Origin of the sequence: Methanoculleus sp. (genome assembly GCF_035363275.1) — an archaeon.
Lineage (GTDB): Archaea > Halobacteriota > Methanomicrobia > Methanomicrobiales > Methanoculleaceae > Methanoculleus.
Genome location: NZ_DAOSET010000061.1, coordinates 1 through 11,554 on the forward strand (window position 1 = coordinate 1; position 11,554 = coordinate 11,554).

10 protein-coding genes are annotated in these 11,554 nt (G+C 58.8%); 5 read left to right on the forward strand and 5 right to left on the reverse strand.

All coding sequences use genetic code 11. The features are described from left to right. From PLN84_RS11165 to PLN84_RS11180, 4 genes are all read right to left on the reverse strand, one after another. Positions 1 to 1,323: class I tRNA ligase family protein (locus PLN84_RS11165; protein WP_348532079.1), on the reverse strand; the 1,323-nt coding region annotated here is incomplete at its 3' end. Positions 1,324 to 1,380: 57 nt separating this feature from the next. Further along, positions 1,381 to 3,270, reverse strand: a complete 1,890-nt coding sequence (locus PLN84_RS11170; protein ID WP_348532078.1) for a PINc/VapC family ATPase — start codon at positions 3,268 to 3,270, stop codon at positions 1,381 to 1,383. Positions 3,271 to 3,293: 23 nt separating this feature from the next. Next, positions 3,294 to 3,659 carry a phosphoribosyl-AMP cyclohydrolase gene (gene hisI, locus PLN84_RS11175; protein WP_292386468.1) on the reverse strand — a complete coding sequence of 122 codons (366 nt, stop codon included), beginning with the start codon at positions 3,657 to 3,659 and terminating at the stop codon, positions 3,294 to 3,296. 6 nt (positions 3,660 to 3,665) lie between these two features. Continuing rightward, the gene (locus PLN84_RS11180) at positions 3,666 to 4,469 is read right to left on the reverse strand and encodes an A24 family peptidase C-terminal domain-containing protein (protein WP_292386469.1); all 804 of its coding nucleotides are present in this window, start codon (positions 4,467 to 4,469) and stop codon (positions 3,666 to 3,668) included. 355 nt (positions 4,470 to 4,824) lie between these two features. On the opposite strand from PLN84_RS11180, the gene PLN84_RS11185 reads away from it, so the two are divergent. From PLN84_RS11185 to PLN84_RS11200, 4 genes are read left to right on the forward strand one after another with little or no spacing between them, the layout of a single operon-like run. Continuing rightward, the gene (locus PLN84_RS11185) at positions 4,825 to 5,469 is read left to right on the forward strand and encodes a hypothetical protein (RefSeq protein ID WP_299953276.1); all 645 of its coding nucleotides are present in this window, start codon (positions 4,825 to 4,827) and stop codon (positions 5,467 to 5,469) included. Beyond that, a complete protein-coding gene (locus tag PLN84_RS11190) occupies positions 5,456 to 7,837 on the forward strand; it encodes a type II/IV secretion system ATPase subunit (protein WP_292386471.1) in 2,382 nt (793 codons plus the stop codon). The genes PLN84_RS11185 and PLN84_RS11190 overlap by 14 nt, the downstream gene beginning before the upstream one ends. Then, positions 7,834 to 8,757, forward strand: a complete 924-nt coding sequence (locus PLN84_RS11195) for a type II secretion system F family protein (RefSeq protein ID WP_292386472.1) — start codon at positions 7,834 to 7,836, stop codon at positions 8,755 to 8,757. Before PLN84_RS11190 ends, PLN84_RS11195 begins: the two co-directional genes overlap by 4 nt. Before the next feature lie 2 nt (positions 8,758 to 8,759). Then, positions 8,760 to 9,797 carry a type II secretion system F family protein gene (locus PLN84_RS11200; protein WP_292558888.1) on the forward strand — a complete coding sequence of 346 codons (1,038 nt, stop codon included), beginning with the start codon at positions 8,760 to 8,762 and terminating at the stop codon, positions 9,795 to 9,797. A 134-nt stretch (positions 9,798 to 9,931) separates the two neighbouring features. On the opposite strand, the gene PLN84_RS11205 is transcribed toward PLN84_RS11200, so the two are convergent. Further along, on the reverse strand, positions 9,932 to 10,516 hold the full coding sequence (locus PLN84_RS11205; RefSeq protein WP_292386474.1) for a GrpB family protein: 585 nt from the start codon (positions 10,514 to 10,516) through the stop codon (positions 9,932 to 9,934). A gap of 367 nt (positions 10,517 to 10,883) precedes the next feature. Between PLN84_RS11205 and PLN84_RS11210 the strand changes: the two genes are divergently transcribed. Beyond that, complete coding sequence (locus PLN84_RS11210) at positions 10,884 to 11,402, forward strand: acylphosphatase (RefSeq protein ID WP_292386475.1); 519 nt, start codon at positions 10,884 to 10,886, stop codon at positions 11,400 to 11,402. The last annotated feature ends 152 nt before the right edge of the window (positions 11,403 to 11,554 follow it).

The following is an 11,554-nucleotide window of genomic DNA, read 5'->3' on the forward strand; positions in this document are numbered from 1 at the left end:
CTTCCAGCACGGGTCGCTGTACTCCAGGAACCACTGGTCGTGGAGGATCTTCACATAGACCCTGCCGCCGCACCGGCAGATCACCTGGCGGTTGTCGAACTCGTACATCGGGATGGAGCCGTAGCGCTCCATCATCAGCGCCGCTACATCGTCCCGGGCCTCTCGCACCGGTTTGCCGCCGTACTTCTCAAAGACCTTCCCGCGGGAGAACTCGGCGCTGTAGATCTCCTGGGTGAGCGCCTCCATCCCGGGGTCGTTCTGGTCGCGGATGCCTGCCCGCTCGACCGCATCCTTCGCCGGGATCTCGCCGTAGCCATCGACGGAGATGAGCGGGACCGGCCGAATGGCCGTGTACTTCCCCTGCTGCTGCAGGTCGCGGAGCGCAATGTAGTCGAAGGGTGCGTGAGCGGGGACGCTCATGACGATGCCGGTCCCCATGTCGGGGTCGACGAACGTTGCCGGCAGGACCGGGACCTCGCCGGAGAGGGGGTGCGAGACCATCTGGTCGATGAACGCGGTCCCCGGGATCTCCTCGGTCACCAGAACCTCGTGGTCCTGCAGGGCGAGTTTCCCTGCCGCCTCCCTGCTCAGGATCCACTCCTCGCCGTCTACCATCGTCCGCACGTAGGTGACGTCCGGGTTCACCCAGAGGTTCGTCACGCCGTAGACCGTCTCGGGCCGGAGAGTCGCGCACGGGACCCGGGCATCGCCCCAGGAAAAGACGACCAGGGTGAACCTGATGATCTCGGCCTTCTCGCCCTCGAGCAGGTCGTGGTCGCCGACCGGGTTCTCGCACTGGGGGCAGTACTTGACCGGGTGGGCACCCTTGACGACGTGCTCCTCCTCGTGCAGGTGCGCGTATTGCCATTCGATGAACTTGCTGTACTGGGGATCGACGGTGATGAACCGCCGCCGCCAGTCAATCGAGAGCCCGCACTTCTGCATCACCCGCTGGTACTCCTCCGAGAAGTAGCGGACGATCTCCATCGGGTTGATGAATCGGTCCAGGATGTCCTGCGACACCCGGTAGAGGTCGCGGTAGAGCCCGATCGTCTTCGCATCACCGTTTGCGATCCTCTTTGAGATCCCGATGACCGGGGTGCCGGTGACATGGAATGCCATCGGGAAGAGGACCTGTCTCCCCTTCATCCGCTGGTACCGGGCGATGACGTCCGGGACAATATAGGTCCGCCCGTGCCCGACGTGCATCGCCCCGCTTGGGTAGGGGAATGCCACGGTCAGGTAATACTTCTCCTTCTCAGCCGGATCGGCCTCGAACGCGTGCTCCCACCGGGCGCTCCATTCCCGTTCGTTACTCCGCATGTCCAGTCCGCTCACTCTACGCCTCCTGATCTTGGTTCAATCATCTTCCAGTTCGCCTCACACCGGCCGCAGCCGGATCGTCTCGCCCTCATTGTAGCGCTTGATCATCTCCTGGGCGATCGTGCTGTTCTTGGCGAGGAGGATATCGCCCTCCTCGTTCACCGTAGCCGTGAAGAGATATTCTTTCCCGGCGAAGACATCGACGATCTTCCCCTTGTTCTCAAGAGAGACGATCGTCAGTTGCTTTCGATCGAGGCGGATCTTGATGCCGCCGGCAAGTTGCATCTCCTCCTCGACGGGCTTCTGCACCTCAAGCTCGCTCCTCGGCCTGATGTCGATACCGATACCAAGTTTGCTCACGATTGCAGAGACGTTCTTTCCGCCTTTTCCGATCGCTGCCGGGACATCCTTGTCCTCGATGTAGACGACGGCTTTGTTGTCGCTGATGATCCGGACCTCGACCGGTCCTGTCGTATACCGCCCGATCTCGCGCTGAACTTCCTTCTCGGCAACCTTCCAGGAGACGTTCTCTTCGGGCTTTGCTGCCGTTGCGGCGGTGGGCGGGGCCTCCGTAACGGTTGGGGGCGCCTCAACGTCTTTTTTGCTGACCGGCATCACCAGGGTCTCTCCCTCGTAGCGGAAGATCTCGATCTCGGGCTCCCGGCGTGAGTGTTCGTAGACGACGATCACCGGGCGGATGTGGGTATCCCCGGGCATCCCCTCCGGGGTCTTGACCGTCAGTTCAAGGTCGTAAATCTTCGTGATCGCGCCCTCGGCGACATAGATGATGGTATTGATGATCTGGGGCAGGACGCTGTAGCCAACGCGGTCGCAGAACCGCTGGAGGCAGTCATGCACCTCCATGGCATGCACCACCCCGACCATGCCCATCCCTGCAAGGCGCATATCGGCGTAAATGCCGAAGTCCTCGTTCTTCCGGATCTCATCGAAGACGACGTAGTCGGGCCGGACGAGCAGGAGGGCTTCGGCAGTGTTTGCCATGCTGCCGTCGAGGGCCGTGTACTGGGTGATGTGGTCGGGTACCTGCAGGTCCCGCGGTGCCTCCATTGTCTTGACGATGAAGTCGTGGTCGGCAAGGAATGTCGCAAGGCTCTGGGCGAGCGTGGTCTTCCCCGCTCCCGGGGGTCCTGCTATCAGGACCCCACGACGGTTCCCGAGGATCCGCTTCTTGATCTCCGGCGCCATGTCGTAATCGTCGAGCGAGAGGTCTACGAGTGGTCGTACTGCCGTGATCTCCATGCCGTCCGAGAACGGTCGCCGGGCGATCGATATCCGGAGCGACCCGATCTGGACGACCGTGATCCCCCGCTTCTCGAGCTCGATAAAGCCGTCCGGATCACGTTTTGCCCGCTCGAGGAGTTCCTGGGCCATGGACCGGAGCTCGTACTCGTTCATCGGCGCATCCCGGAGGGTGACCAGGCGGGTATCCCCGAGTTTTCCAATCTTTGCCACCGGCGGGGCCCGCTCTTTGAGGGTGATCGCGATCGTCTCCTCATCGAAGTACTGGTCGATCGAGAGCGGCGAGAAGTCCCCGATCTGCGGTCGTAAGTAGGTGACGTCAAGTCCCTTTGCCTTTGCCACCTCTGCCTGCACAAGGTCGCTCGTGATGAACCGGGCGTCATGGAGGAGGGCGACGTTCCTGATCAGGGCGTCGATCTCGCCGCCGCTCGAGAGTTTTACCTGGTCAAGGCTCGGACGCTCTCCGGAGAACTGGAGTTCTATGATAGTATCCTCCGACATCCGAAAGAGCTCCTGGAGTTCGGTCAGACCGGAAAACCCTATCTCCCTTCCCTGATTTGCCTGGGCCTCCAGTTCGGCGACGACGGCTTCCGGTATGATTATTGTTGCGCCCTTATATTCTCCGGTTTTTATCAGCGATGTTATGCGCCCGTCTATCACGACGCTTGTATCGGGTACAATTTTCATAAAAAATCACCATAGTAATGAGGTCATTCACCCTTATTAGCGTATACCTTCTCCGGATCAAAGACGATTCCGGCGATCTCTTCCCCTTCGATCGTTCGGTAGAAACATGAGGCATGGCCGGTATGGCAGGCAGCTCCGGTCTGTTCTACTTCATAGAGGACCGCATCCGCATCGCAGTCGACGAGCACCCGGCAGACCCGCTGAAAGTGCCCGCTTTCTTCTCCTTTCTTCCAGAGTTTCTGCCTGCTTCTGCTGTAGTAATGCGCGTATCCGGTGGTCCGGGTGAGTTCCAGTGCTTCGGTGTTTGCGTAGGCAAGCATCAGGACCTCACAAGTTCGCTTCTCCTGCACAATGACAGGAACCAGTCCGTCTTTAAATTGTATCTTCATATTGGTTCACATTCCTGCTAGAGTCTTCATAATAACAAAGAGGATATCTCCTACGAGTAATGCAGCCAGGAATCCCGCCGTAATTGGTATGATGAATGGAATACCGTAAGATATCCAGACCCTGCCGGCCTTCCGGTAGAGGGCAAGTTCCTCCTGGTAATCTTCGGGGTGCAGCCTGAGATCTTTCGTGTATAGTCGCCGCTCCCCCCGTACGATGCGCTTAAGCGACTCGGTAAACCCGACGAACCGCCTGACCAGCTTGCCGTCCTCTTCCTCGATATCCTCCATGACAAAACCGAATTCATTCTGGATCGACTTTCCGTCGACGGGAAAGCCGGTGAAGAGGCAGGATGGCGGGGCCCGGTTGCCCTCGATCAGGTTCTTTGCGAGTATTGCAACCGGTGCCGCGATGTTGATGAGCACGGCGTTCGTCAGCACCGTAAACGGGAAGAATCCGAGGGGCGAGGCACCGAAGTAAGGTTCGATCGGGAAGAACGGGAGGCAGGCGGTGATGATGATGAGAGCGTACGCATCTGCTCCTCCAAAGAGGTTTGCGGCCTGGAAGATGTAGAAAAATCCGCAGAAGACCGCGACCAGAAGAAGGTACCCCGCTGCCGTTCGCCAGTCTGCGAGGAGGGTCAGTCCATATACCCAGACGGCGGCCGGAATCGCGATCGCGAGTGCAGGACGCCAGGTCCTGTGGGGCACCCGCCGCTCTCTTGCATCCAGGATCGACGCGTAGATGAGCGTGACCCCTATCGCAGCCGCTGCAACCATGAGCGGGACAACTACCACGGGCGGAAGAATCATGGGCCAGTACTCTATCCACCTTTCATCTCTTATTTCTGGCGATCTTTTTTTATCCAGAATCGCTTCCGTTTCGGCGCGCATTCGCCGGACAGGGTCTTCTATGATGTTATCCTGGGTTTGGGCGTCCCTGGGTTAGCTCTTTCTGCGATCGGTGCTTTTCCTGAAACCCCTTGATTTCGTGAGATTTATGCCAGCAAATGGGCTCTTTCAGGTTCCCGGATGCGACACTTTCAATCAAACATTTACTCGAATGGAGATCGGGCTACCATAAGGTATTAATAATAGTATAGTGATGAGGTATACTGTGGCAGGGGGTAAAAATCCCCTTTCCTGCATAATAATACCATACCTGAAGATGTGCATGGACATAAACGACCTTTTGGACGAGATCCTCCTACAGTCGACGTATGAGGGGCGTTTTACTCTTGACGAGTTGTTACACCACAACGCCGTTCATCCTCCGACCGGTATCGGGGTCTTCAAAGCGAAGACGCATACGTCTTTCCTGGTTCTCCTCGGGGGCGAACCGGACGGCGCCATATTTGTCGATGAGAAGGGAACACTCTTTGGCGACGCGGCGGTCCTGCGCCTTACCGGGGGGGAGGAGTTCGAACTCCATCTGGTGGCGCCGCAGATCGTCGACGCGCTGGTATCACGGTGCCGGGTCTTCGAGAAGAGCCACCTGAGGAAGAACGGCCGCCTTGACATCCCGACCATCGGCACGCCTACCCGGCAGCGGGTAGGGGTGCTCTGCCTGACCGTGCGCGACAGCCGGGCACCCCTCGCCGGAGCCCACGTCTCGATCCGGAAAGGAAAACTGGTCATCACAAGTGATGTGACGGATTCCGGTGGAAGGGTCTGCTTCCGGCTACTGAATGGGCGCTATATGTGCGTGGTCTCGGATAGAATCGGAGAGCGGACGCGGCGTATCATCGAATTCCATGATCCTCAGGTAGAAACGTGCGTTGATATTGGGGGCACAGAGGATGAGAGCACATGAGGATGAAGAACGTGAATTGATAGCAGCGGTCAGAAACCTTTTCACACTACCCGGGAGGCCGGAGGCCGGCAATGGAGATCCCACGAACGGGTCTGATGAAACCGCTCCGCTGTCCCACCCCGACGAGGGGGAGACCCGGGAAGAGGCGGCTCAGGACACCGATCCTTCCGGTTCCGGCGGAGACGAAGAGCAATCCGAGCCTACCTCAGGGCCGGCGCCGAAGAGGGCGGGCATCCGTTCGCTCATCGACGCGGTGACGGGATCCGGGAGTACCGAAGACCGGCACGCAGCCGGCGGCGGGGATCCGGTCAGGGCCCTCCTCAACCGGATCGAACGGCGCAGGGTAGAGGCGGATGCCGGGGGAGCGCCCCCCCTGCCGGCGGCGGAGGGTATCGAGGCAGGACCGGAGATGCCGGCCATTCTGCCCCGGCAGAATGACTCCTCCGGTATCCTCAGCCGGATGAAGGGGTGGCGGGAGGCTGACACGCTCGACGTCGATGAGCCCGGGCCTGATGAAGACCTGAACGCCGGCGTGGTCTCGGTCGATGACCTCGGGAACCTGGCGGACCTGATCCTCCCGAAGAGTGCGACATTCGCGGTCGAGGAACTGAATATCAACCGTGACGACCACCATTTCGACTTTGTCGACAATGCCCGGGTTGTATCGGAGTTCGACGACCTCTTTGCCAGGACTGTCTCATCCCCTGCATTCGTCGCAGCCGCGGCGCAGGTAGCGATCCCGGCTGAAGAGGGCGTGCAGCCCCGGTTCGGGTTCCTCAAGAAGTTCCAGTTCCCTGGGGCCGGGGAAGCGATCGAGGAGTACAACTCCACGTTCCATGGGCCGCTTGTCGATCTCTCCATGCGCCCGTCGCCGGGGCTGGAGGAGATCGAGCTCTACCCGGTGAACGAGCCGTATGCTTACGTCCGGGTGACCTATGACGGCACGACGCACGAGTATACCTATCATGTCCTCGAGCCCGTGCTCACGCCTGGAGAACAGGAACTCTTCGGGGAGATCAAGGAGCGCCTCTTTGAGACGCTCGACATCACCACCCGCGACCTCACCCGTGAGGCAGCGAGGAAGGCGCTCCGGGACTCGGCAAACACCATCATCGCCGATTATGGGATCCACCTCACGCCGCCCGGGCGGGAGAAGATTCTGTACCACGTGGAGAAGGAGTTCCTCGGCGACGGCCTGATCGACCCGGTGATGCACGACAAGTACATCGAGGATATCTCCTGCGACGGCGTGAACAGCCCGATCTTCGTCTATCACACGACGTATGAGTCGATGAAGACGAGTCTCGTCTATCGGGATGCTGCAGATCTTGACTCGTTTGTCACGAAACTCGCGCAGCGGGCCGGGAAATACATCTCTATCGCCGAACCGATGCTGGACGCCACGATGAGCGACGGGTCGCGTATCCAGATGACGCTCGGGGCGGAGGTGACCGCTCACGGTTCGACGTTCACGATCCGGAAGTTCCGGGAAGAGCCCATCACCCCCACAGACCTGATCGAGTGGCACACCTTCTCGCCGCTCGGGATCGCCTTCATCTGGCTCGCGGTCGAGAACGCCAAGTCCTGCATCTTTGCCGGCGGGACGGCGTCGGGGAAGACGACGACCTTGAACGCCATATCGCTCTTCATCCCGCCGCTCGCGAAGATCGTCACCCTCGAGGATACCCGCGAGTTAAAGCTCCCTCACCCGAACTGGATCCCAAGCATCACCCGGGACTCGTTCTCGCAGGACGGGCGGGGCGAGATCGATATGTACGAACTCCTGCGTGCCGCTCTCCGGCAGCGCCCGGAGTACATCCTGGTCGGCGAGGTCCGTGGCCGCGAGGCCCTGACCCTCTTCCAGGCGATGAGCACCGGGCACGTCACTTACGCGACGATGCACGCCGACTCGGTGGCGAGCGCCGTCCACCGCCTGGAGAACCCGCCGATAGACGTGCCTCGGAACATGCTCTCGGCGCTCTCCCTGATGTCGATTCAGGTCCAGGCCCGGGTGGGCGGGCAACGGATCCGGCGGAACAAGCAACTCATCGAGATCCTGGATATCGACCCCCGGACGAACGAGCTGATCACGAACGAGGTCTTCCGGTGGCACCCGGCAACCGACGAGATCCGCTACTCCGGCAAATCCTACATCCTCGAGCAGATCATGGAGGACCGTGGATGGAGCGAGGAGCGGATGCAGGAAGAACTGAAACGGCGGCAGGAGGTGCTCGAATGGATGCGCATCAAGAAGATCCGATACTTCCGTGACGTGAGCAAGATCCTGGTCTCCTACTTCCGCGACCCCGAGACAGTCATCGAGCGCGTGCGTTCCGACCTCTACGGAGAGGACGGTGGCCTGGCATGAACGGTTACGAGCGGTTCTGCTTCAACCTGATCGGCCATGACTTGAAGGGGAAACGGGCGGACTTCATTAAACTCAGGAACGATCTTGTGGGAGCCCGGATGAATACGCCGTTTGAGGCCTACCTTGCGACCGCGTACGTCTCCTCGATCGTCGTGGGGCTGGTCGCTGCGGTCCTCATCGGGCTCCTGACCTATCTCTTGCGGGTCCCCGAGATGATCACCTACAAGGGAGCGGTCCCGGAGGTCTTTTACGCGTTAAACGACTACAAGCTCCTGATCGGCACCGTCGTTATCACGGTCCTCTCCCTCCTGATCTTCGGGGGGATAGCCTACCTGATCTACCTCCTCTATCCCGGCATACGAGCCGGGGAGCGTCGCCGAAATATCGAAACCACCCTCCCGTACGCCGTCAACTACGTCACCGCCATGTCCTCGGCGGGGATCACCCCCGACGAGGTCTTCCGGCTGCTCGGTCAGAGCAAGATCTACGGTGAGAGCGCCGTCGAGGCGCGTTATGTCTCCCGGGAGACCGACTTCTTCGGCAAAGACCTCCTTGATGCCCTGCGGACTGTCTCACAGGCGACGCCGAGCGAGCGGATGCGGGAGTTCCTGCAGGGGGCTGTTGCGAGTATCTCGAGCGGGAGCAACCTTACGGAGTATTTCCGCTCCAAGGCTCACCAGTATACGCTCGAGAATAACCAGCAGCAGAAGACATTCCTTGAGACGCTCGGCCTGATCGCGGAGTCTTATGTCACGGCGATGGTTGCGGGCATGCTCTTTTTGATCATCCTGCAGTCGATCATGACGCTCATCTCCGGCGACTCGAATCCGTTCTTCCTCTACATCATCATCTACCTGATCGTGCCGTTCGGGAGCATGATGTTCGTCATCCTGATCAGTTCCATGACGCCGGAGGTGTGATCGTGGGATTCAAAGAGATCGTTGACGACTTTCTGAATCGGCTCCCGAACCGTGGTCCGGTTGAGGGCGCCCAGGAGCCCGATCCGTACGAGGAGCGGGAACAGGAGATCTTCGGGAAGATTGAGAACCGGCGGAAGTACCAGGAAGGGTTTTACCGGTTCCTCAAGCACCCGCTCCGGGTGATGATAGAGGAGCCTGCTACTGTTCTCTTCATCTCCATCCCGGTGGCACTCCTCCTCCTCATCGGAGGGTCCGTGAGCCTGATACTCTCCTACGGTGTCGGCGTCCTCTTCATGACGACGATGGTCGACGACGTCATTGTCTTCTCGCTCCTCATCGCCATCGTGCCGCTCGCGATCCTCGACCTCAAGGAGTCGCTGCGGGTATCGAGCATCGAGGCGTCCCTCCCGAACTTCTTCCGGGACGTGGCCGGGATGAACGACTCAGGCATGACGCTTCCGCACGCCGTCCATATCGTCTCGGAGGGCGAGTACGGGGCGCTTACACCGCACATCCGCAAGCTCGATACTGAGATCTCCTGGGGCGTCCCGTTTGTGGAAGCCATCCGCCGGTTCGGGAAGACCGTGAACACCCCGCTTGCCGAGCGGAGCGTCGACCTGATCGCCCACGCGAGTTCTGCGGGCGGGGACGTGAGCGAGGTGTTGCGGGCGGCGGCCCACGACGCTTACGAGTTTTTCAACCTGAAGTCGGAGCGGCAGACCGGTATGATGATCTATATGATCATCGTTGTGATGTCGTTCTTCGTCTTCCTCTTCGTCATAGGGGTGCTCTCGAGCACCTTCCTCACCACCATGGCGGAGGCGGGCGAGGCGGTCGCGGTGTCCGGTTCGAGCCAGGCGTTCATAGGCACCGTTGACCTCTTCCTCTATAACCGGATCTTCTGCCACTCCGGGCTGATCCAGGGATTCTTCTCGGGGCTTGCAGCGGGTGTCATGGGGGAAGGCCGGGTGCTCGCGGGGTTGAAATATTCCGCCGTCATGGTGCTGATCGCCTGGGTTGCGTTCCGGTTCTTTATCTAAAGGTCGGAATGGTGTTTCTTTTTTTATGATGGCCGGGTGGCCGGTGTTTGGCGACACCCGTCATTATCAGCCGGGAATTGTGGGAGTTCAGGCCTGCGTGGTCCGAAGCGATATCGGGCGTCCGGTTAAGGAGCCTACCACCGGCCGATCGCATCGTATCGTTTCCAGTACCATTGCAACGCATCGCGTTCCACACGTTTTACAAAACTATCTTTATCGTCGCAGTATCGCCCTATATTGTTCGGATACCGCATGGCGAGCTCCGACTTGAGAGCGGCATACGCGGCACCGACATCGGGATGGGACCTCAGGTAGTCCCGAAACGCCAGATGCCTTGTGATAGCATAGACGTTGTCGTACTGGAAGGCATGTATCTGGTGGGTGCGGTTGTGCCCGCCTTTGCGGAAGTATCTCCGTCCGGGTATCCCGAGTTCACCCATCGCTTCATAGCCGATAGCCTCAAACTGCCCCAAACACCCATCAACTTGCTCGATATCAAGTACGACCGGCATGATATCGATGATCGGTTTTGCTTTGAGCCCGGGGACCGAAGTGCTGCCGATGTGAAATATCTCCACCCTATTGTCTTTCAGGATATCCTCTATCCGGCGAGCTTCTGTGTGGAAGAGTTCCGGCCAGAGAGAGTCATAATCGACGACGGTTACGTTGATGTAATCGAGCGTCGTTGCGTCCGTCGGATATAGTTCCCTTTCGTTCATCTTCTATCAATCGGGCCGGTCATCCATATCTGTATGGCTCCGGTTGATGGTAGCGGTGTCAGTCCCGTTACGTCCATAGATATGCCTATCTTCCCTTTTTGTCGAGGTTCTGGCTGGAATCCCCCTTTTTGCATCTATTTATCCCTGACCGCTGTTTTGTGCTCAATGTCTTCCCATCCCGAACCGCTCAATGGTCGTTTATCATCGCCACCAGCAGATCAGGATGAGTACCATCAGATGCGGGCGGCGGATTACGGGAAAACTGCACGTGAACCGGATAAGGCCTCCGACTGCGATGGAGAGATGGAATTGCAATTGATCGCATCACTTCAGAGACTATTTTATCTCTCAGAAACGATATTCAGCCATGAAGATGCAGGGAGTCATCACCGGTAAACGCGTTTATAACGTGGGCTACCGGGTGTTCCTGCTCCAGAGATCCCTTGAACTGGGATTCCAGAAGTTCAACGTAAGAAATCGGATTCAGAACGGCGCCGATCAGGTGGTGGTGCAATATGAAGGCGAGCCCGGGCAGGTGGATGCACTCAGTTCCATAATCCGGGAGGAGTGCCTGCCGGATGCAGTTGTCTCCGATGTTGCGTTTGAATCATATGAGGGGTATGTCGTCTCGGTAGCTGACTATATGCATGTAATCCAGATCGAGCAGCTCTCCAAAGGTATTCCTGCAATTATCAGCATCGATAGAAAGCAGGATAGTCTGCTTGAGAAGAATGATCAGATACTTCAGAAGATGGACCGGATGGAGACATCGATCACAAGCGAGATCCACGACCTGCGTACCGATCTGCGTTCCCACCTCGATCAGAAATTATCTGCAATGGAACAGGATATCCAGCAGATCAAAGCAAAGATCGGTCTGCTCTAAAGACCCTTATTTTCTGTCCTCGATATGCTGAAGCCTGCCGGCTCTCTTCGGATCCCGCCCGGGGGTGCTTGAACTCCCGGCGCCCCAGTAATCGCACTCTCCAGTCCCCCGTACTCACGAACCGTCGCAACTCGAAGACCTTCGGTCTTCTC

What these genes read in the sequence shown, in the direction of transcription:
- PLN84_RS11170 (WP_348532078.1), bottom strand. Translation starts at nt 3,270, where the DNA reads ATGAAAATTGTACCCGATACAAGCGTCGTGATAGACGGGCGCATAACA.
- hisI (WP_292386468.1), bottom strand. Translation starts at nt 3,659, where the DNA reads ATGAAGATACAATTTAAAGACGGACTGGTTCCTGTCATTGTGCAGGAG.
- PLN84_RS11180 (WP_292386469.1), bottom strand. Translation starts at nt 4,469, where the DNA reads ATGATTCTTCCGCCCGTGGTAGTTGTCCCGCTCATGGTTGCAGCGGCT.
- PLN84_RS11185 (WP_299953276.1), top strand. Translation starts at nt 4,825, where the DNA reads ATGTGCATGGACATAAACGACCTTTTGGACGAGATCCTCCTACAGTCG.
- PLN84_RS11190 (WP_292386471.1), top strand. Translation starts at nt 5,456, where the DNA reads ATGAGAGCACATGAGGATGAAGAACGTGAATTGATAGCAGCGGTCAGA.
- PLN84_RS11195 (WP_292386472.1), top strand. Translation starts at nt 7,834, where the DNA reads ATGAACGGTTACGAGCGGTTCTGCTTCAACCTGATCGGCCATGACTTG.
- PLN84_RS11205 (WP_292386474.1), bottom strand. Translation starts at nt 10,516, where the DNA reads ATGAACGAAAGGGAACTATATCCGACGGACGCAACGACGCTCGATTAC.
- PLN84_RS11210 (WP_292386475.1), top strand. Translation starts at nt 10,884, where the DNA reads ATGAAGATGCAGGGAGTCATCACCGGTAAACGCGTTTATAACGTGGGC.